Below are 19,343 nucleotides of genomic sequence, written 5' to 3' on the forward strand. Positions count from 1 at the left end.
CTGTCCGCGTGTCAGTCGCCGCGGAGGATCGCCAGCAGGCGCAGCAGCTCGAGGTACAGCCAGACGAGCGTGACGATGAGGCCGAACGCGGCCGACCACGCCATCTTCGCGGGTGCGCCCTGGTCGACGCCGCGCTTGATCGCGTCGAAGTCCATGATCAGGCTCGCGGCCGCGAGGCCGACGGCCAGCAGCCCGATGCCGACGCCGAGCAGACCCGAGCGCAGCGGGCCGTACATGCCGTCACCCACGCCGAAGAGCATGAGGCCGAGGTTCAGCAGCGAGTACACGAGGTACCCCGCGATGCCGATGAGCACCGCGCGCTGGAACTTGGGCGTGACGCGCACCTTGCCCGAGCGGAACAGGAACAGCGACACCGCGAACACCGACAGCGTCGCGAGCACGGCCTGCCCGACGATCCCGTCGTAACGGGTCTCGTAGACGGCGCTGATGCCGCCCAGGAACATGCCCTGCGCGACCGTGTACAGCGTGATGAGCACCGGGCTCGGGTTCTTCTTGAACGCGTTGACGAGCCCGAGCACGAGGCCCGCGAGCGCGCCGACGATCCACAGCTCGGGCGCGATCCGCCAGGTCGCGGCACCCACCACCACGAGCAGCGCGAGCAGCCCGCCGGTCTTGACGATGACGTCGTCGTACGTGAGGCGGCCCGTGTCACGCGGGGTCGCGGTGGGCGCGTCGTACATCTGCTCGAGCGTGACGGCGTCGGCGGCCTGCGCGCCGGGCGTGCCCCACGCGGGCGCCTGCTGGACGCCGCCCTGCTGGCGGCCGCGCTGCTGGCGCGGGTCCCCGAACACGGGACTGTTGCTGAAGACGGGGTTGGTCATGCGGCTCTCCTGGTCGTGGCCGGCCGGGGAAGTTCTGTCGACGTGGATCTCAACGTAGCCGCGGTCCCGCGCGTTCCCCACCGGGCGGGGGAAGGACGCGCAGCGGGCGGAGCCTGCGACCTGCGACGTCCGGACTCGTTCTCGCGGATGAGGCGCCGGGGCGCAGATCGGTCGCCGGACGGTGCCGCCACGGCCCCCCGCGGGCATAGCGTCGTCGCCGTGAGCACAACGCGAACCCAGGGGACGTGATGATCGAGGCGCACGGACTGACCAAGAGGTACGGCAGCAAGACCGCGGTCGACGGCATCAGCTTCCAGGTGAGGCCCGGCCGCGTGACCGGCTTCCTCGGGCCCAACGGCGCGGGCAAGTCGACGACGATGCGCATGATCGTCGGGCTGGACAAGCCGACGGCCGGCACCGTCACGGTGCAGGGCAAGCCGTTCGCGCGCTCGGCCGCACCGCTGACCGAGGTCGGCGCGCTGCTCGAGGCGAAGGCGGTGCACCCGGGCCGCTCGGCACGCCAGCACCTGCGCGCGCTCGCCGCGACGCACGGCATCGGCAACAAGCGTGTCGACGAGGTCATCGAGCTCGCGGGCCTGGCAGCCGTCGCGAAGAAGCGCGTCAAGGGCTTCTCGCTCGGCATGGGCCAGCGTCTCGGCATCGCCGCCGCGCTGATCGGCGACCCGCACACCCTCATCCTCGACGAGCCCGTCAACGGCCTCGACCCCGAGGGCGTCGCGTGGGTGCGCGGCCTGGCCAAGCACCTCGCGTCCGAGGGCCGCACGATCTTCCTGTCGTCGCACCTCATGAGCGAGGTCGCGGTCACCGCCGACGACCTGCTCGTCATCGGGCGCGGCAAGATCGTCGCGGCCGGCCCCGTGAGCGAGATCGTCTCGCGGGCCACGACGACGACCGTGCGCGTGCGCAGCCCGCACGCGTCCGAGCTGGCCGCCGCGCTGTCCGGACCGCAGGCCACGGTCGACGCGATCGAGCCCGGCCTCATCGAGGTGCACGGCCCGTCCGCCGCCGAGATCGGCGAGCTCGCGGCCGCGTCGCGCTACGTGCTGCACGAGCTGACGCCCGTCAGCGGCTCGCTCGAGCAGGCCTACATGGCGCTCACGTCCGACGCGGTCGAGTACCGCTCGGGCGTCGAGGGCGCCCCCGCCCCGGCCGTCGCCCCCGCCGGCCCCGCGACCACGGAGACCCCGCGATGAGCGCCACCGCCACCTCCCCCGCACCCGCCCGCACCCGCACGCCGGCCGCCCGCGTGTCGTTCCCGCGCGTCGTGCGCTCGGAGTGGATCAAGCTCTGGAGCGTCCGCTCGACGTACTGGACGATCGGCATCACGCTCGCGGTGCTCGTGCTGCTCGCGTGGGCCATGGCCGCAGCGTTCTCGTTCGCCGGCTTCAACGGCGAGCCCGGCTCGGCGGCGATCGTCTACAACGTGCTCGCCCCGGGCCAGATCTTCGGCGCCCTCACCCTCGTGGTCGTCGCAGCACTCGTCGTGACGGGCGAGTACGGCACCGGACAGATCCGTTCGACGCTCACCGCGGTCCCCACACGTCTGCCCGTGCTGTGGGCCAAGGCGCTCGTGGTGCTCGTCGTCACGTTCGCCACCGCCGCGATCGGGACCGCGCTGCAGCTCCTGCTGGCGGGCGCTCTCGAGTCGGCGATGCGACCTGACTGGTCCGACCCCGAGATGCTCCGCATCGTGCTCGGCACGCCGCTGTACATCGCGACGGTCGCGCTGCTCGGGTTCGCGGTCGGCGCGCTGCTGCGCAACACCGCCGCGACGATCGCGATCGTCATCGGCTTCGTGCTGGTGATCGAGAGCGTGCTCAACCTCATCTCGTGGAAGCCCCTCGAGTGGGTCCGCCCGTTCCTGCCGTCGTCGGCGGGCGCCCGGGTCTCGACCCCCGAGGAGTTTCTCCAGATGACGAACCAGATGTCGAACCAGGCCGTCGACCTCAGCCCGTGGCAGGGGTATGCGGTCCTGGCCGGCTGGGTCGTGCTGCTGGTCGCCCTGGCGGCCGTGCGGCTCCGCACGCGCGACGCCTGAGGGGGCGTCCGCGCGAGAAGACGACGCGGCGCACCACCGTCCTGGAGGGGGACGGCGGTGCGCCGCGTTCGTGCGTCCGGGGCTCGTGCGCCGGGGTGTTCGTACGTCCGGCCGCCCGAGCACCCGAGGGGTCGGACCGCCCGGGCCGTCAGGCCGCGTGCGCGCCGTGCGTGCCCGCGACCCCGGCGCGTGCCTCGCGACGCGCCGCCCGCCGGGCCCCCGCCCGCAGCCGCGCCCGCTCGACGAGCGTGTAGAGCACCGGCACGAGCACGAGCGTCAGCAGCGTCGAGGTGAACAGGCCGCCGATGACGACGATCGCGAGCGGCCGCGAGATGAACACGCCACCGCCGGTCAGGCCGAGCGCCATCGGCACGAGCGCGAAGATCGTCGCCGCCGCGGTCATGACGATGGGCCGCAGGCGCTTGCGGGCGCCCTCGGTCACGGCCTCGTCGAGGTCGCGCCCCCGCTCGCGGTACTGGTTGACGAGGTCGACCAGCACGATCGCGTTGGTGACGACGACGCCGATGAGCATGAGCACGCCGATCAGCGCCGGCACGCCCAGCGGCGTGCCCGTGAGCAGCAGGCCCAGCAGCGCGCCGGTCGCCGCGAACGGCACCGACACCATGAGGATCACCGGCTGCAGGAGCGACCGGAACGTCGCGACCATGACCACGTAGACGATCGCGATCGCGATCAGCAGCGCGAGCCCGAGGTCGGAGAACGCGTCGGCCTGGTCGGCCGCGACGCCGCCGACCTCGACGCTCGCGCCCGCGGGCACGTCGACGTCCTCGAGCGCGGCGGTCAGGCGCTGCGTGAGCGCACCGAGGTCCTGGTCCGCCGGGGTCGCCGAGACCGTCGCGGCGCGCTCGCCGTCGATGCGGGTCGTGGACACGGGCACCTCGACCTGCGCGACGCTCGCCACGGCGGTCAGCGGCACGACCCCCGTGGGCGTGGGCAGCACGAGCTGCTCGAGCTCGGCGACGCTCGCCGGGGCGGGGAGGGTCACGACCGTGACGTCGAGCGGGCCCGCGCCCAGATCGACCGTGCCGACGGGCCGCGGCGACATGAGCCCGGCGACGGTGCCGACCACCTGGGTCTCGGTGAGCCCGGCCGCGGCCGCCGCCGCACGGTCGACCGTGACCTGCACGGTCGGCTGGTCGGCGGCGAGGTCGTTCGTCACGTCGGTGGTGCCCTCGACGCCGGCCACGACGTCCCGCACGCGGTCCGCGAGCGCCGCGAGCTCGTCGGGGTCGTCGGACTGCACGACCACGTCGACGGTCGAGGACCCGAACGCCGCGTCGGCGCCGGCCACGACGACGTCACCGGCGGTGCCGGCGGGCAGGTCGGCGACGGCCGCGCGCACGTCGTCGGTGACCTCGGCGTTGTCGGAGTCCGCCGCGAGGGTGAGCGCGAACGTCGCGCGCAGCGCACCGCCGCCCGAGAACGCGGCCTCGATCCCGCCCGACGAGCCGACCGTGGTCTGCACGGTCTCGACGCCGTCGACGTCGGCCAGCGCGTCCTCGACGACGCGCGCCGCGGCGTCCTGCGCCTCGAGCGACGTCGCCGGCGGGAACGTCTGCGTGACCGTGAGCGTGTCCTGCCCGGCGTCGCCGAGGAAGTTCGTCTCGAGCCGGGACGCGAGCCCGACCGTGCCGCCGAACACGACGAGCGCGGCGACGATCGTCACGACGGGGTGCGCGAGCGCGCCGCGCAACGTCGCGAGGTACCCGCGCTGCATCCACGAGCGGCGCTCCTTCGCCTCCGCCTCGGCGCGCACGCGCTCGGCCTGCGCGGGGTCGGCCGCGTCGGCGCGCACGAACCAGTACGCGAGCACCGGCACGATCGTCAGCGACACCAGCAGCGACGCCGCGAGCGCGATGGCCGTGGTGAACGCGAACGGCCGGAACAGCTCGCCGACCATGCCGCCGACCAGGCCGATCGGCAGGAACACCGCGATCGTCGCGACCGTGGACGCGGTGATCGCCGCGGCGACCTCGCGCACGGCCGTGACGATCGCGTCGCGCTTCGGCTCGCCGTACGACAGGTGCCGCTTGATGTTCTCGATGACGACGATCGAGTCGTCGACCACGCGACCGATCGCGATGGTCATCGCGCCGAGCGTGAGGATGTTGAGCGAGTAGCCGGTCAGGCGCAGCCCGATGAACGTCACGAGCAGCGACAGCGGGATCGACACCGCCGACACCAGGGTCGAGCGCAGCGACGCGAGGAACAGCAGGATCACGACGACCGCGAACAGCAGCCCGAGCCCGCCCTCGGTGGCCAGGCCCTCGATGGACTCCTCGATGAACGGCGCCTGGTCGAACACCACGGCGACGTCGACGCCGTCGCCGAGCTGCGCGCGCAGGTCGTCGACCGCCTGCTGCGCGCCGTGCGACACGTCGACCGTGTTGCCCGCCGGGGTCTTGGTGAGCGCGACCGCGAGCGCGGGCTCGCCGTCGAGGCGCGAGAAGCTCGTGGCGGGCACCGGCGCGACCACGACGTCCGCGACGTCGCCCAGGGTCACCGGCCCGGCGGCGCCGAGCAGCGGCAGCGCGCGCAGGTCGTCGACCGACGTGATCTCCGAGCCCGCCTGCACCGAGAGCGTGCGGTCGCCGTCGTCGACCGTGCCGGTGGGCAGCACGACGCCGTTGTCCTGCAGCACGGTCTGGACGGCCGTGGGCGACAGTCCCGCCGCGGTGAGCGCGGGCAGGTCGAGCGTGATCGTCACGGCCTGCTCGGCGACGCCCGTCACGGCGACGTCCCGCACACCGGGCACCTGCTCGAGCCGCGGCGCGACGACGTCCTTCACGACGCGCGCGAGCGCGGCCTGCGGGTCCTCGCCCTCGCGCACGTCGTCGGGGGTGCCGGCGACCGCGAGCTGCACGACCGGGAGGTCGTCGATCGACCCGGTGAGCACGGTCGGCTCGACGCCGTCGGGCAGCGACGAGCGGATGCGGTCGACCGCGCGTTGGATCTCCTGCGCGCGGGCGTCGACGTCGACGCCGTACGTGAGCTGCACGGTCGTCGTCGACACCGACGTCGCGGACGTCGAGGTCACCGACTCGACGTCGTCGACGGACGACAGCGCCTGCTCGATCGGCTCGGTGAGCTGCTGCTCGACGAGGTCGGGCGACGAGCCCGGGTCGACCGCGACGACCACGGCGGTCGGGATCTGCAGCGACGGGATGAGCTCCTGCTTGAGGGAGCCGAGGCTGAACCAGCCGAACACCGCGATGGCCACGGTGACCAGCGCGACGACGGAGCGGTTGGCCAGGGACAGCCGGGCGAGGCGGGACACGGTTCCTCCGGGGCTCGCCGGCGGGCCGGCGGGGACGTCGACGGCGCAGGCACGTCGAGGGTACGGCGGTGCAGGGACGTCGGCACCAGTCTGGGCAACGGCCGCCCCGGGCAAGGGGTTCCTGACGCGGTGACGTGGTCCGCCTCACACCCGACGCCGGCCGCCAGGTGCGGGCGACGCCCGAGGTTAGGCTCGCCTCATGAGCACCACCGGCCCGGCCGCCCTGCCCGTCGCCCCCACCGGGCGCCCCGCGCCCGTCCTGGGCGAGGTGGTGCGGACGGAACGGCTCACGCCGCACCTCGTGCGCGTCGTGCTCGGCGGGCCGTCGCTGCGCCCGCTGACGGCGCCGACGTGCGCGGACTCCTACGTCAAGCTCGGCTTCGTGCCCGCGGGCGTGCTCGACGACTGCCCGCTCGCCCCGGACGGCCGGGTCGACCTCGCGGGGCTGCGTGCGCTGCTGCCCGCGGGCGTCCAGCCCCGGCAGCGCGCGTACACGGTCCGCGCGTGGGACGCCGCCGCGCACGAGCTGACCGTCGACCTCGTCGTGCACGGCGACGAGGGCCTCGCCGGGCCCTGGGCGGCCGCGGCCGTCCCCGCCGACCGTGTTCTCGTCCACGGCCCTGGGGGTGCCTGGGACCCGCGCCCCGGCGTCGACGCGCACCTGCTGGTCGGCGACGCGAGCGCGCTGCCGGCCGTGGCCGTCGGCCTCGAGCGGCTGCCGCGCGACGCGGTCGGCACCGCGTTCGTCGAGGTGCACGGCCCGGACGACGAGATCGCCCTCGACGCGCCCGCGGGCGTCACCGTCACGTGGCTGCACCACGGCGACGCCCCCGCGGGCTCGACGCTGCCGGCCGCCGTCCGGGCCTGGGCCTGGCCCGCCGGCCGGGTCGGCGCGTTCGTGCACGGCGAGGCGGGCGCGGTCAAGGACCTGCGCGCCTACCTGCGCACCGAGCGCGGCGTCGCGCGCGAGGACCTGTCGATCTCCGGCTACTGGCGCCTCGGTGCCGACGACGAGGGGTGGCGCGCGGGCAAGCGCGCGTGGAACGCGCAGATCGAGGCCGCGGAGGCGGCCGCGGGACTCGCCTGAGACACCCGCCCCACCCGGACCGGGAACGGACCGCCGAGCGCGGTACACCCACCGCCCGTCGGGACCGGATCGGCCAAGACCGGACCGGACCGCGAGTGCGGCACACGTTCCCCGAGTGCGGCACACGTGTCCACCGCGCTCGGCGGACGAGTACCGCACTCGCGGTGCCGGGCACCGGTCGAGCAGCGCGGGCGAGCCGCCGTACGCCGGACGCCGCCCCCACCGGGGCGCTACGGTGCTGCTTCCCGTGACACCTGCCAGGAGGCCTCGATGCTGCGCGCCCTGCCCGTGATCGTCCAGGTCGCCCTGCTCGTGTACTGCCTGATCGACTGCCTCCAGTCCGACCCCGACCGCGTGCGCAACCTGTCGAAGGGCTGGTGGGTCGTCCTCATCGTCGTGCTGCCGATCGCCGGGGGCGTGGCGTGGCTCGTCGCGGGACGGCCGCTCACCCCGCGCACGCACGTGCCGTGGCCGTCGACGGCGACCGCCGGCTTCCCGGAGCACGAGCGCCCCCGCCGGTACGGCGACGACGCGGCCGCGGAGGAGCGGCGGCGCGCCGAGGAGCGACGGTCGGACGAGCTGCACGAGCAGATGCTGCGCGACTGGGAGGCGCAGCTGCGCGCCCGCGAGCAGGGCGCGGCCGGCGCGTCCGAGACGGCCGGCGGTGAGCAGGGCGCGGCCGGCCCGCACGGAGCGGCCGGCGACGACGGCGCCGGGCCAGGTCGCGTCTGATCTTGACCCTCCGGGCCGAGCCGGGTCGCGTCCGATCCGGGTCACCCCCGACCCGCGTCACTCGCAGCCGCGTCGACTCCGGCCCGTGACCGCCCCGGGATCGGCGCACCTCACATCTCGACGACCTGCCCCGCGGCCGGGAGGCCGGGCGTGATCTCGGTGCGGACGGTCGTCGCGCGGGACGGGTCGGTGACGTCGGGCAGCACGCGCGCGTCGCGCCACCGGAACGGGATGCCGGCCGCGCGCAGCGGCTGGGGGCGGTCCATGAGCTGCACGTGCAGGTGCGGCTCGCTCGAGTTGCCGGAGTTGCCGACCTCGCCCAGCACGTCCCCGGCGGCGACGCGCTGCCCGGGCCGCACGCGTGCGCTGCCGCGTCGCAGGTGCGCGACCAGCGAGAACACGCCGTCGCCGTGGTCGAGCACCACGTGGTTGCCGACGACGGCCGAGGGGCCGCCGAGGTCGCGCGTCGCCTCGACGGTCATGAGGTACGCGAGCGCGGGCCAGGACGTGCGGCCCCGGTGGTCGCGCCGGCCGTCGACCACGCGCACGACCGTGCCGTCGGCGACCGCGTGCACGGGACGGCCGAACGAGGGGAACGTCTCGGGCCGGGGGAAGCCACCGCGCCACGGGACGGTCGCGGGCGTCCCCGGCGGGCTGGGCAGCAGCACGTCGATCGCGTACGTCTGGCCGTAGGCCCGGATGCCGTGGCTCGGCACCTGGTCGGCCGGGCTGTTGACGACGGTCCAGCGGCCCCGCAGCGGTGACGCGACCTCGACGGGGTCGCGCTCGACGCGTGGCGGCCGGACGAACGACAGACCCACGAGGACCGCGGCGCCCGCGAACCACACCACCGGGTGCGGGTCGAGCACGCGGCCGACGACGATCCAGGCGAGGACGCCCCAGAACCACACGGGCATGAGCCCCGCGACGGCGCGTCGAGGCCCGTCGAGCGGCGCAGTGCGGGACTCGGAGCGGGGCTCGGGACGCGACCCGGCCCCGGTCGGCGGTGCGGCGCTCATCGGACCGCCGCCAGCAGGGTCGTGAGCAGCGGGACGAGCCGCTCGGCGGGCACGACGTGCTCGCCGCCGGCCGCCGCGCGCAGCCAGCCGGCCGCCTGGAGCTGGCGCAGGTGGTGGTACACCTGACCGGTCGAGCCCACGTCGACCGCGTCGGCGAGCTCGCGCGCCGTGCGGGCGCCGTCGAGGACCGCGCGCAGCAGCGCGAGCCGCACGGGGTGCCCGAGCGCCGCGAGCACGGGCGCGAGGTCGGACCAGTCGGCGGCGAGCAGGTGGTCGGTGGTCAGCGCGTACTGCCACCGGGCCTCGTCGCCCGCGGGCGTGCGGACGTCGCCGACCATCATGACCGCGCCGCTCGACGCGGGGCGGTCGACGCGGGCCGTGAGGCCCGTGAGCGCCCAGAACCGGTCGTCGGCGTCGGTGTCGAGGGGCGGGGTCGTCGTCGTGGGCGCGGCTTCGAGCGCGGCGACGCGCTCCTCGAGCGTGGCCACGCGCGCGAGCAGGTCGTCCATGCACCCAGGCTACCGGAATCACGGAATTCCGAAATTCCTCCAGGGCTGGGGCGGCCGCCGCGCCGGGTGGTCACGGACGGCGGCCCCGGCGGAGCGGTCAGCCTCGGGCGCTCCAGACCAGCGGGGCCTGACGGACCCAGGTGCCCTGCTCGACGACGTCGACGAGGAACCCGGCGAGGTCCCGGCGGTTGACGAACGTCGCGGGCTTCTCGGCACCCCGCACGGCGGCGCGCAGGGGCCCCCGCGCGGGCTTGTCGGAGAGCGCGACGGCGCGGGCCAGCGTCCAGTCGACGTCGGACGCCCGCAGCAGCGCGTCGACGCCGGCGTGGTCCTCGAAGCCGGCCTTGATGTTCGAGATCGCGATGAGCCCCCGCATGACCGGGTTGAGGTGCGCGCGGTCCTCGGCGACACCCTGGGTGGACGTCGCCACGAAGCGCGTGATGCCCTGCTCGGCCATCACCGCCAGGGTGGCGCGCGCGGCGTCGGTCATGAAGTGCGGCGGGCTGACGGGCCTGGCCCACGGGTTGTCCGACGCGCGGGCGTTGTTCAGCACGCTGATGACGGCCTCGGCGCCTTCCGCCGCCCGGCGGATGTCGTCGATGTCGGCCGGCGTGCCCGCGACCAGCTCGACGCCGGCGGGTGCGTCGAGCGCGGCAGGGTCACGGACCAGGGCGCGGACCCGGTGCCCGCGGGCGGCGGCGTGGGACAGGACGTGGATGCCGGTGCGGCCGCTGCCGCCCAGCACGAGCAGGGTGCTCATGGGGGGGTTCTCCTGTGGTGTCGTAAGAGTTACTGTTGGTGCGGTAACGGTCGGATCGGTAGGTAGGGATGGTCGGGATGGCGACGCAGCGGACGATCGCGGGCCCGTGCACGGCGTGGCCGGAGGACAGCGCTTTCATCCGGGAGGTGCTGGACCGGATCGGTGACAAGTGGACGGTCCTGGTCGTCAGCACGCTGGGCGCGGGCCCGCTGCGGTACTCGGACCTCCAGGCGAGCGTCCCCGGGATCTCGCAGCGGATGCTGACCGTGACGCTCAAGGAGCTCGAGCGCGACGGCCTCGTGACCCGGACCGCGTACCCCGAGGTGCCGCCGCGCGTGGTCTACGAGCTCACGGACCTCGGCCGGTCGCTCCTGGCGTCCGTCATGCCCTTGGCGGGGTGGGCCGCCGAGCACCACGGCACGATCGCGGCGCACCGCCGCGCGCACGCGACCACGGGCGTGGGGCGGGCGGCTACGCGGGCGGGTTGACCCCGACGGGCCGCTCGCCGCCGGCCGACGCACCCGGACCGCTCGGGGCGTCGGCACCGGACGGCTCGTCCGGCCGGGCCGGGAGCGCGCAGGCGCCCGTCTCGGGGTCGCACATCCCCGCGGGGTCTCCCGCGACCACGAGCAGCGGGCGTACCGGCTCAGCCACGGACGTCGACCTTCGCGGCGACCTGGTCGAGGACCTGCCCGTACGTCTCGACGGACTGCGCGCCGGGCACCGCGACCTGCCGGTCGACGACCACGAACGGCACGCCCGTCAGGCCCAGCGCCGCACCCTCGGCGCGGTCCGCGTGCACGTCCGCGGCGTACTCCGTACCCGCGAGGACCTGCCGCACGCGGTCGCCGTCCAGGCCGACCGACTCGGCCACGTGCACGAGCGCGTCGGGGTCGAACGGGTCGACCGTCCCGGCGAAGAACCGGTCCTGCAGCGCCGAGAAGAAGGCCGTCCCCAAGCCCTGCTCGTTCGCGAGGTGCAGCACGCGGTGGACGTCGAACGTGTTGGCGTCGAGGCGGTCGAGCGAGAACTCCAGGCCCTCGCTCCGCGCGAGCGCCTGGATGCGCCGCTCGGCGTCGCGCACCACCGTCGCGTCACCGCCGTGGGAGCGGATGAAGGCGCTCTCGATGGTCTCCGGCTCACGGGGTGCGCCGGGGTTCAGCTCGAACGACCGGAGCCTGACCTCGAAGCGGTCGGCGTCCGGCCGTCGCTCGATCGCGGCCTGGAGCCGGTGCTTCCCGACGTAGCACCACGGGCACCCCAGGTCGGTCCACACCTCGACGACCACGGGCCGGTCCTGCTCACGCATCTGCCACTCCCCTCGTCATGCCGCACTGTCGGTGCGTAACGCCATGATGCGTGCGTTCGAGGGGGCGTACAAAAGGCACTTCGAGGTGCGTCACCTCGCGGGCTCCGCGCGGCTCGAGCCTCGGGCGTCGGGTGCCCCCGCCGGGGTTCGAACCCGGACTGGACCGGGTTTAAGCCGGTTGCCTCTGCCGGTTGGGCTACGGGGGCGCGCCCGTCATCCTGCCAGCGCGCGGGCCCCACGTGCGGCACGGGACCCGGGACGCACGACGCCCCCGCGACCACGGCGGGTCGCGGGGGCGTCGGCGGCGGGCGGGCGTCAGGACGCGTGCGCGTCGCCCTTCTCCGCCGGGGAGCCCTTCTCGGCCTTGGACGGCGGCAACGAGGGCGCCGCGGTGGCGCCGTCGGTCGGGGCCGTGCCCTGCGCGCTCTGCTCGACCTTGGGCTTCGGCGGCACCGACGCGGCGCGGAACTCGGCGCGCGGGTCGTGCAGCGACCCCAGCGCGACGACCTCGCGGCGCAGCAGCACCGACCCGGTCCAGCCCGCGGCGATCCGCAGCTTGCGGTTGAACGTCGGCATCGCGAACACGTGGTACGTGCGGTGCAGGACCCACGCCAGGAAGCCGCGGACCTTGATGCGGCCGAACATCTGCGCGACACCCTTGTACATGCCGAGCGACGCGACCGCGCCGACGTTCTTGTGCTTGTACGGCGTCGGGCGGCCCGAGCGGAGCACGACGGCGAGGTTGTCGCCGATGTGGTTGCCCTGCCGCAGCGCGTGCTGCGCGTTGGGCGGGCAGAACTTGCCGGGGTTGTAAAGGTCGGGCACCGCGGCGCAGTCGCCCGCCGACCACGCGTCGGCCACGACCGTGCCGTCCTCGGTGGTCACCTGCAGCTCGGCGTTGCAGATGACGCGGCCCATCTTGTCCAGCGGCAGGTCCGACTCCTGCAGCACCGGGTTGGCCTTGACGCCCGCCGTCCACACGACCGTCTCGGCGTCGAACTCGGTGCCGTTCGACAGCACGATGTGCCCGTCGACGCAGGACGACAGGAACGTCGACAGGAAGATCTCGATGTCGCGCTTGCGGAGCTGCTCGAGCGTGTAGCCGCCCAGCTCCTCGCTCACCTCGGGGAGGATGCGCGGGCTGCCCTCGACGAGCACGAAGCGCAGCTCGTCCTGCTCGATCTGCTTGTACTTGCGCACCGCGTAGCGCGCCATGTCCTCGACCTCGCCGAGCGCCTCGACGCCCGCGAAGCCGCCGCCGACGAACACGAAGGTCAGCATGCGCCGCCGCAGCTCCGGGTCCCACGTGGACGCCGCGACGTCGATGCGGCCCAGCACGTGGTTGCGGACCGCGATGGCCTCCTCGACGTTCTTGAAGCCGATCGCGACCTCGGCGAGGCCGGGGATCGGCAGCGTGCGCGCGACCGAGCCGAGGCCGACGACCAGGTGGTCGTACGTCACCCAGTACGGCTCGCCCTCGATGGGCGTGATCTGCACGCGGCGGTTCGCGTGCTCGATGTGCGTGACGTGACCCTGCAGCACGTCGACGCCCTTGAGCGCGCGACGGTGCGGGGCGACGACGTTGCGGGGGTCGATGGACCCGGCGGCCGCCTCCGGCAGGAACGGCGCGTACGTCATGTACGGGCGCGGGTCGACGACGACGATGGCCGCCTCGCGCTTGCCGAGACGACGGCGCAGCCGACGGGCCGAGTACAGGCCCACCGTGCCGCCGCCGAGGACCAGGACGCGCGGCACCTTGCGGGGCTTGCCGGCGGGCGCCGGCATGAGCTCGCCGGACGGGCGGGCGGCGTCGACGGACGCGGAGGGCGACTGAGGCATACCTCATACGGTAGACGTGCACGCGCTCCCACGCGCCCTCCGGGGCCGGTGATACCGCGCACACCGAGCACGCGCGCGGCCCGTCGCGATGGGCCTCAGGTCCCGGGTCGCCGGTCGCGGGCGCCGTCGTCGGCGGCGGCGCCCGCCCCGCCCGTCCCGCCCTCGGTGACGGGCGCCGCACCGCGCTCGACGCGCACGCGCGTGATGCGGCGCCGGTCGACCACCCGCACGCGCAGCAGCACCGGCGGCGCGTCGTCCGCCGCGTCGTCACCCTCGCCCTCGGGCGCGACCTCGACCGCGTCGCCGGCGGCCGGGATGCGCCCGAACCGCGCCAGCAGGTACCCCGCGACCGTCTCGTACGGCCCCTCGGGCAGCGCGACGCCCGTGCGGTCCGCGAACTCCTCGAGCGTCAGCCCCGCGTCGACCTCCGCGGCGCCCGTCACGCGCACCGGCACGGGGTCGTACTCGTCGACGATGTCGCCGACCAGCTCCTCCAGCAGGTCCTCGAGCGTCACGATGCCGTCGGTGCCGCCGTACTCGTCCACGACGACCGCGATGTGCGCACCCGTGCGACGCATCGTCGACAGCGTCGGCAGGACCGCGTTGGTGCCCGGCAGCGACACGATCGGCCGCGTCACGTCGCCCACCGTCGTGCCGGCGACCTCGACGATCGCCTCGACCACGCCCTCGCGCCCGTGCGTGTCGGGGTCCTCCTCGGCCTCGCGCACGGCACGCGCGACGGGCGCGAGCAGGTCGCGCACGTGCACGAACCCAACGATGTCGTCGAAGTCCTCGCCCGTCACGGGGTACCGCGAGTACGGCAGCGTCCCGACGAGCCGCGCGGCCTCGGCGATCGGCGCGTCGGCGGCGAGGAACGTCACGTCGGCGCGCGGGCGCATGACCTCGACGAGCGAGCGGTCGCCGACGTCGAACACGTCGTCGATGAGGCGCCGCTCGTCCTCCGGCAGGTCGGGGTGCGAGCGCACGAGGTCGCGCAGCTCCTCGTCGGTGATCTGGTCGCTCGTCGCGGCCGGGTCGAAGCCGAGCAGCCGGACGACACCGTTGGTGGACTTCGAGAGCAGCCAGATCACCGGCGTCATGAGCACCGCGAACCGGTCGAGCGGCGGACCCACCCACAGCGACACGCGCGCGGCCTGCTGCATCGCGATGCGCTTGGGCACCAGCTCGCCCAGCACGAGCGACAGGTACGCGATGACGAGCGTGAGGGCGATCAGCGCGACGCCCTCGGCCGTGCCCCGCGGCAGCCCCAGCGACACGAGCACCGGCGCGACGGCCGGCGCGAGCGACGACGCCCCGAACGCGGCCGAGAAGAACCCCGCGACCGTCACGCCGATCTGCACCGCGGCGAGGAACCGGTTGGGGTTCCGCGCGACCGCCGCGACGCGCACGCCACGGGTGCCCTGCTTCTCGAGCTGGCCGAGCTGCGACTCGCGCAGCGACACCAGCGCGAGCTCGGTGCCGGCGAACACGCCGCCGACGAGGATGAACAGCAGGACGAGGCCGATGTCGGCCCAGGTGTCAGCGGTCATGGCGTGGGTCTGCCCGAGGTCATGTGCGGGTCCGGGTCGGCGGCGGGGACGTCCTCAGCGTAGAGGCCGGCCGTCGCCGTCGCGCGGGCTCCGCGGCGGCGTGCGGGACGGCGGCCCGGTGCGCGACGCCCTTCGCGTCGCGCGCCGGGCCCGCGCGGGACCCTGCCCGCGTCAGCGACCCGTGCGCCGCGCGACGGTCGTGGACACGGCCGTCCGCGTCGCCGGGTCGTCGCCGCGGTCGGTGACAGCACCCGCGGGCTCGACACCGTCGACCGATGCGTCCGCGGTCCCGTCGCCCCCGCCGGGCGCCGGGCTCGTCCCGTCCGCGGCGCCGTCGGCTCCGCCGGCCGGTTCCGTGCCGTCCCCCGGCGCCGCAGTCGACCCGGCAGGGACCTCCAGCGTGGGCGCCTTCGCGAAGGGGAACGGCGGCGTCGTCGGCGCGACGCCCTCCGGCGGCCCGTAGACACCCGAGTCCGGGCTCACGTACTCCTGCTCCGGCCAGCCGCGCAGCGGATAGACGTTCCAGCGCTGACGGCCGTCCTGCGCGACGGCCGGCGCGAAGTACCACGGCCGGTCGTCGTCGGGGCGGAACCAGGGCTCTGTGCCCTCGTCGAACGTCGTGCGGACCTGGCGCCCGCGGTCGTCGTAGATCTGCACGTCCGAAAGCGGGTTGCCCTCGGCGTCGTACACGAACAGGTTGCTCACCGGCATGCCGTCGACCACCACGCCGTCCTGCGGGACCTCGACGCGGTACGAGGTGGAGCCGTGCTGGTACGCGAGGGCGGCAACGGCGCTGCGCGCCCACGCGTCCTGCCCGTTGTGCCACAGCACCAGCGGGAGCAGGGCGACGGCCGCCACGACGGTCGCCGCGCGCACGGCCGCGACCGCCGGCCGCGACGTGAACCACAGGCCGCGCCCCGCCTGCACGCTCGTGACGACGGCGAGGAGCAGCAGCAGCCACGCGGCGCCGTGCTGCGGCAGCCACGTCGGTCGCGTGTCGAGCACGCGCACCACCAGCTGGTAGACGGCCCAGGCGCGCACGAGCCACCACGCCGGGCGCAGCGACACGGCGAACTGCTCGACCGGCGCCCACCACGCGTGGATCCGCAGCCGTGCCAGCAGCGCGTCGGCCGCGGCCCGCAGGCGACGGCCAGGTGCGCGCAGCACGTCGCCGGCCGTTCGGCGGCCGGTCCCGGCGTGCTCGAGGCCCGCCGCCGCGCGCAGCTCGGCCGCGTACGCGTGCGGCGAGCCGAACTCGTCGACGAGCGACGCGCGGTGCGGCCGCCGCTCGTCGGCCAGCGCGTCGGCCAGGTTGGCCTCGAGGCCGTCGGTGAGGTCGTCGACCTGGTCGGCGCCCAGGTCCGCCAGCGCGGCGCGCACCTGCGCGGCGTACGTCCGCACGTCCTGCGCCACGGCGTCGTCGATGACGGTCATGCTGCCCCCTCGGTCTCGAGCAGGCGCCCCATCGTGCCGGCGAACTCCTGCCAGTCCTTGCGCTGCGCGGCCAGCAGGGCGCGGCCCTGCGCGTTGATCCCGTAGTACTTGCGGTGCGGCCCCTCGTCGCTCGGCACGACGTAGGACGTCAGCGCGCCCGACGAGTACAGGCGGCGGAGCGTGCCGTACACGGACGCGTCGCCGACCTCCTCGATGCCCGCCGCGCGCAGCCGCCGCACGACGTCGTAGCCGTACCCGTCCTCGTCGGCGACGACCGCGAGCACGGCAAGGTCCAGCACCCCCTTGAGCAGCTGTGTCGTGTCCATGCACCCTCCTGCGCTCGGACGGTCCGCACCGCCGGCCCCGGGAGCCGGGGCCGGCGGGCGGCACGTGGTGCGGACGTCCCTCCAGAGCCCGCACGTCGCACAGTAGTGCGCAGTACGCACTACTGTCCACGACACGCCACGGACTCACGCGAACGGCCGCGTCACGCCCACGCCGACGAGCCCCCCGCGGCGGCCGCCCGTGGCGCCGCCCCCCGCGCACGGGGCCCCGGCCCGGCGCACCCGGTGCGCGGGCCCTCAGCGCTCGGCGACGCTCCAGGCGATCCCGTCGAGGATGTCGTGCTCCGACGTCACGACCCGCGTCAGCGCTCCCCCGGCCGCCGCGACCTCGTCGCGCACGCGCGCCACGACGTCGCGCCACACGAGCGCACCCGCGCCGATGACGTCGACGCGCCCCGGGTGCAGGTACGGCAGCGCCGCCCGCTCGTCACGAGTCCGCGCGAGCATGTCCTCGCACGCCGCGAGCACGTCGTCGACGCCCAGCACGGCGCCGTCGATGCGGTCGCGGTCGTACCGGTCCAGCCGCAGCGCGTGGGCCGTGAGCGTCGTGACCGACCCCGCGAGGCCGACGAGCGTGACCGTGCGCCCCAACGGCACGACCGCCGCGGCCGCGTCGAGCGCGGCGCGCACGTCCGCGCCCGCCGCGGCGACCTGCGCAGCGGTCGGCGGGTCGTCGTGCAGGTGCCGCTCGGTCAGCCGCACCGAGCCCACGTCCATCGACAGCGCGGCCTCGGGCGCGTCGGTGCCGAGCACGAGCTCGGTCGAGCCGCCACCGAGGTCGACCACGAGGAACGGCCCGTCGAACCGGCTCGCGAGCACACCCGTCGCTCCGCGGAACGACAGCCGCGCCTCCTCGTCGCCGGCGATCACCTCGGGGTCCACGCCGAGCGCGTCGCGCACGCCCGCGACGAACTCCTCGCGGTTGCGCGCGTCGCGCGTCGCCGACGTCGCGACGAACCGCACGGCCTCGACCCCCAGGTCCTCGCACACCGCCTGGTACCCGCGCGCCGCCGCGAGCGTCCGCGCGAGCGCCTCGGGCGCGAGCACGCCCGTGCGGTCGACGCCCTGCCCGAGCCGCACGACCTCGTTGCTGCGGTGCAGGTCGACGAGCGTCCCGGCGCCCGGGTCGACGTCCGCGACGAGCAGACGGATGGAGTTGGTCCCGCAGTCGATGGCTGCCACGCGTGTCACCGGGTCATCGTGCCACCGCGCGCCCACACGCTCCGCGCGCGACCGCCCGACGGTCGCGCTCAGCAGGTGCAGCGGTCGGGGCGCCAGCGGTCCGCGACCATCGCGAGCGCCTCGTCGCCGATCGGGTTGACGCCCGGCCCCGCGGCCAGCGCGTGCGCCACCAGCACGTGCAGGCACTTGACGCGCTGCGGCATGCCACCGGCCGAGATCCCGGCGATCTCCGGGACGTGCGCGATCGCCTCGCGGTCCGCGAGATACGCCTCGTGCGCGCGCCGGTGCGCGGCCGCGAGCTCGTCGTCCTCCGCGAGCCGCTGCGTCATCTCCTTCATCACGCCCGTCGCCTCGACCGAGCTGACCGCGGCCACGGCCTGCGGCGACGTGAGGTAGTACGTCGTGGGGAACGGCGTGCCGTCGTCGAGCCGAGGCGCCGTGCGGACCACGAGCGGGCGGCCGCACACGCAGCGCGCGGCGACGCCCACGACGCCGCGCGGCGCACGCCCGAGCTGCTCGGTGAGCACCTCGACGTCGCGCTCGCTCACCGGGTCGGTCGCGCCGGGCGCCACGGGTCCGGGCGCGGGGAGGGCCGAGGGGCCGGGCACGTCGCGGTGCGTGGTCGGGTCGGGTCGTGCGGGCACGGCTGTCCGTTCGTCGGTCGGTGCGGGACGTCCATCATCCCCCACGCGCCGCGCGGGCCGTCAGCCGGCGGGGTCCGCCGGGGCGTCGCCGGACGGCGCGTCGGCCGGTGGCGCGTCCGGCGCCGGCGCCTCGGGGGTCGCGGCGGGGTCGGCGCCGTCGACGTCGAGCCCGCCCGCGATCTCGACCGAGTCCCACACCGACGCGTACCAGGGCCGCGTCGCGCCGTCGGCCGCCGTCGGGACGGGGCCCTCGTCGGCCGCGGGCACGTCCGGCACCGTCTCGGGGTCGACGACGACGAACGCCGTCTCCCCCGGCATCACGAACGACAGCCGCTCGCGCGCCTGCGCGACCACGTACGCCTGGTCGTCCCAGCGGCGCAGCTCCGCCTCCAGGTCGGACTTCTCGGCCGCGGACGCGTCGCGCTGGCTGCGCAGCTGCTGCACCTCGGCGCGCGTCTGCAGGTACGTGCCGAGCGTCGGGTACACGAGCACGAACGCGACCAGCAGCACGAGCGAGAACACCATCGCCCGCACCGTGAACAGTCGCGGCACGGGCAGCCGCGTCGTCCCGGCGCGCGCGGTGCCGCGCGGCGGCGTGCCGGTGCGCCCCGGGCCGGAGCGGCCCGCGGCTCCCCGACCCGCGCCGGGCCGCGAGGACGACGGGGCGACCTTGGGGACCGCGCCGGACCGCGGCGGGGGCGTACGCGTGCTCCGCGGCGCCGACGGCGCGCCCCC

At 75.3% G+C, this 19,343-nt stretch carries 19 protein-coding genes and 1 tRNA gene; 5 read left to right on the top strand and 15 right to left on the bottom strand.

Annotated features, from left to right (window positions below):
- Positions 1-11 precede the first annotated feature (11 nt).
- Positions 12-842 (bottom strand): Bax inhibitor-1/YccA family protein, encoded by an 831-nt coding sequence (locus tag CS2_RS08100; RefSeq protein WP_070319580.1) that lies wholly within the window; start codon positions 840-842, stop codon positions 12-14.
- Between the two features lie 248 nt (positions 843-1,090).
- Here CS2_RS08100 and CS2_RS08105 point away from each other — a divergent pair, with 248 nt between their 5' ends.
- Both CS2_RS08105 and CS2_RS08110 read left to right on the top strand, forming a co-directional pair.
- On the top strand, positions 1,091-2,056 hold the full coding sequence (locus CS2_RS08105) for an ABC transporter ATP-binding protein (protein ID WP_070319581.1): 966 nt from the start codon (positions 1,091-1,093) through the stop codon (positions 2,054-2,056).
- On the top strand, positions 2,053-2,901 hold the full coding sequence (locus CS2_RS08110) for a DUF2705 family protein (protein WP_070319582.1): 849 nt from the start codon (positions 2,053-2,055) through the stop codon (positions 2,899-2,901). Before CS2_RS08105 ends, CS2_RS08110 begins: the two co-directional genes overlap by 4 nt.
- 148 nt (positions 2,902-3,049) lie before the next feature.
- Here CS2_RS08110 and CS2_RS08115 read toward each other — a convergent pair whose 3' ends face one another.
- Positions 3,050-6,199: an efflux RND transporter permease subunit gene (locus CS2_RS08115; protein WP_070319583.1), complete on the bottom strand. Its 3,150-nt coding sequence runs from the start codon at positions 6,197-6,199 to the stop codon at positions 3,050-3,052.
- Between the two features lie 199 nt (positions 6,200-6,398).
- Here CS2_RS08115 and CS2_RS08120 point away from each other — a divergent pair, with 199 nt between their 5' ends.
- Together CS2_RS08120 and CS2_RS08125 are read left to right on the top strand one after the other, a co-directional pair.
- On the top strand, positions 6,399-7,286 hold the full coding sequence (locus CS2_RS08120; protein WP_082739969.1) for a siderophore-interacting protein: 888 nt from the start codon (positions 6,399-6,401) through the stop codon (positions 7,284-7,286).
- Positions 7,287-7,556: 270 nt separating this feature from the next.
- Complete coding sequence (locus CS2_RS08125; protein ID WP_082739970.1) at positions 7,557-8,018, top strand: PLD nuclease N-terminal domain-containing protein; 462 nt, start codon at positions 7,557-7,559, stop codon at positions 8,016-8,018.
- A gap of 110 nt (positions 8,019-8,128) precedes the next feature.
- On the opposite strand, the gene CS2_RS08130 is transcribed toward CS2_RS08125, so the two are convergent.
- The 3 genes from CS2_RS08130 to CS2_RS08140 form a co-directional block, all read right to left on the bottom strand.
- Positions 8,129-9,037, bottom strand: a complete 909-nt coding sequence (locus CS2_RS08130; protein ID WP_070319584.1) for a M23 family metallopeptidase — start codon at positions 9,035-9,037, stop codon at positions 8,129-8,131.
- Positions 9,034-9,546 (bottom strand): ArsR/SmtB family transcription factor, encoded by a 513-nt coding sequence (locus CS2_RS08135; protein ID WP_070319585.1) that lies wholly within the window; start codon positions 9,544-9,546, stop codon positions 9,034-9,036. Before CS2_RS08135 ends, CS2_RS08130 begins: the two co-directional genes overlap by 4 nt.
- A gap of 97 nt (positions 9,547-9,643) precedes the next feature.
- On the bottom strand, positions 9,644-10,306 hold the full coding sequence (locus CS2_RS08140; protein WP_070319586.1) for an NAD(P)-dependent oxidoreductase: 663 nt from the start codon (positions 10,304-10,306) through the stop codon (positions 9,644-9,646).
- A gap of 77 nt (positions 10,307-10,383) precedes the next feature.
- On the opposite strand from CS2_RS08140, the gene CS2_RS08145 reads away from it, so the two are divergent.
- Positions 10,384-10,794, top strand: coding sequence for a winged helix-turn-helix transcriptional regulator (locus CS2_RS08145; protein WP_156442052.1), 411 nt, complete (start codon positions 10,384-10,386; stop codon positions 10,792-10,794).
- Here CS2_RS08145 and CS2_RS18800 read toward each other — a convergent pair.
- From CS2_RS18800 to CS2_RS08190, 10 genes are all read right to left on the bottom strand, one after another.
- Positions 10,778-10,960: a hypothetical protein gene (locus CS2_RS18800; RefSeq protein ID WP_156442054.1), complete on the bottom strand. Its 183-nt coding sequence runs from the start codon at positions 10,958-10,960 to the stop codon at positions 10,778-10,780. The genes CS2_RS08145 and CS2_RS18800 overlap by 17 nt on opposite strands.
- Entirely contained in the window at positions 10,953-11,615 is a 663-nt protein-coding gene (locus CS2_RS08150; protein ID WP_070319588.1) for a DsbA family oxidoreductase, read from the bottom strand. The genes CS2_RS18800 and CS2_RS08150 overlap by 8 nt, the downstream gene beginning before the upstream one ends.
- A 132-nt stretch (positions 11,616-11,747) precedes the next feature.
- Positions 11,748-11,821: transfer RNA gene (locus CS2_RS08155), tRNA-Leu, on the bottom strand.
- A gap of 109 nt (positions 11,822-11,930) precedes the next feature.
- A complete protein-coding gene (locus CS2_RS08160) occupies positions 11,931-13,454 on the bottom strand; it encodes an NAD(P)/FAD-dependent oxidoreductase (RefSeq protein ID WP_070319589.1) in 1,524 nt (507 codons plus the stop codon).
- Positions 13,455-13,549: 95 nt separating this feature from the next.
- Complete coding sequence (locus CS2_RS08165) at positions 13,550-15,004, bottom strand: hemolysin family protein (RefSeq protein WP_070319590.1); 1,455 nt, start codon at positions 15,002-15,004, stop codon at positions 13,550-13,552.
- A gap of 171 nt (positions 15,005-15,175) precedes the next feature.
- Complete coding sequence (locus tag CS2_RS08170) at positions 15,176-16,438, bottom strand: HAAS signaling domain-containing protein (RefSeq protein WP_070319591.1); 1,263 nt, start codon at positions 16,436-16,438, stop codon at positions 15,176-15,178.
- Positions 16,435-16,764, bottom strand: coding sequence for a PadR family transcriptional regulator (locus CS2_RS08175; protein WP_046530264.1), 330 nt, complete (start codon positions 16,762-16,764; stop codon positions 16,435-16,437). The genes CS2_RS08170 and CS2_RS08175 overlap by 4 nt, the downstream gene beginning before the upstream one ends.
- 255 nt (positions 16,765-17,019) lie before the next feature.
- Positions 17,020-17,973 carry a Ppx/GppA phosphatase family protein gene (locus CS2_RS08180; protein ID WP_046530263.1) on the bottom strand — a complete coding sequence of 318 codons (954 nt, stop codon included), beginning with the start codon at positions 17,971-17,973 and terminating at the stop codon, positions 17,020-17,022.
- A 59-nt stretch (positions 17,974-18,032) separates the two neighbouring features.
- Positions 18,033-18,536 carry a DUF501 domain-containing protein gene (locus CS2_RS08185; protein ID WP_046531202.1) on the bottom strand — a complete coding sequence of 168 codons (504 nt, stop codon included), beginning with the start codon at positions 18,534-18,536 and terminating at the stop codon, positions 18,033-18,035.
- Positions 18,537-18,668: 132 nt separating this feature from the next.
- A partial coding sequence (locus CS2_RS08190; RefSeq protein ID WP_233421114.1) for an FtsB family cell division protein occupies positions 18,669-19,343 on the bottom strand: 675 nt, incomplete at its 5' end.

It is taken from the genome of Cellulomonas iranensis NBRC 101100 = JCM 18110, from assembly GCF_001552375.1.
In the GTDB taxonomy this organism is placed as follows: Bacteria; Actinomycetota; Actinomycetes; order Actinomycetales; family Cellulomonadaceae; genus Cellulomonas; species Cellulomonas iranensis.

Bases quoted from the DNA above. Each gene is read 5' to 3' on its own strand.
- CS2_RS08100 (WP_070319580.1), bottom strand. From the start codon at position 842: ATGACCAACCCCGTCTTCAGCAACAGTCCCGTGTTCGGGGACCCGCGC.
- CS2_RS08105 (WP_070319581.1), top strand. From the start codon at position 1,091: ATGATCGAGGCGCACGGACTGACCAAGAGGTACGGCAGCAAGACCGCG.
- CS2_RS08110 (WP_070319582.1), top strand. From the start codon at position 2,053: ATGAGCGCCACCGCCACCTCCCCCGCACCCGCCCGCACCCGCACGCCG.
- CS2_RS08120 (WP_082739969.1), top strand. From the start codon at position 6,399: ATGAGCACCACCGGCCCGGCCGCCCTGCCCGTCGCCCCCACCGGGCGC.
- CS2_RS08125 (WP_082739970.1), top strand. From the start codon at position 7,557: ATGCTGCGCGCCCTGCCCGTGATCGTCCAGGTCGCCCTGCTCGTGTAC.
- CS2_RS08130 (WP_070319584.1), bottom strand. From the start codon at position 9,037: ATGAGCGCCGCACCGCCGACCGGGGCCGGGTCGCGTCCCGAGCCCCGC.
- CS2_RS08135 (WP_070319585.1), bottom strand. From the start codon at position 9,546: ATGGACGACCTGCTCGCGCGCGTGGCCACGCTCGAGGAGCGCGTCGCC.
- CS2_RS08140 (WP_070319586.1), bottom strand. From the start codon at position 10,306: ATGAGCACCCTGCTCGTGCTGGGCGGCAGCGGCCGCACCGGCATCCAC.
- CS2_RS08145 (WP_156442052.1), top strand. From the start codon at position 10,384: ATGGCGACGCAGCGGACGATCGCGGGCCCGTGCACGGCGTGGCCGGAG.
- CS2_RS08150 (WP_070319588.1), bottom strand. From the start codon at position 11,615: ATGCGTGAGCAGGACCGGCCCGTGGTCGTCGAGGTGTGGACCGACCTG.
- CS2_RS08160 (WP_070319589.1), bottom strand. From the start codon at position 13,454: ATGCCTCAGTCGCCCTCCGCGTCCGTCGACGCCGCCCGCCCGTCCGGC.
- CS2_RS08165 (WP_070319590.1), bottom strand. From the start codon at position 15,004: ATGACCGCTGACACCTGGGCCGACATCGGCCTCGTCCTGCTGTTCATC.
- CS2_RS08170 (WP_070319591.1), bottom strand. From the start codon at position 16,438: ATGACCGTCATCGACGACGCCGTGGCGCAGGACGTGCGGACGTACGCC.
- CS2_RS08175 (WP_046530264.1), bottom strand. From the start codon at position 16,764: ATGGACACGACACAGCTGCTCAAGGGGGTGCTGGACCTTGCCGTGCTC.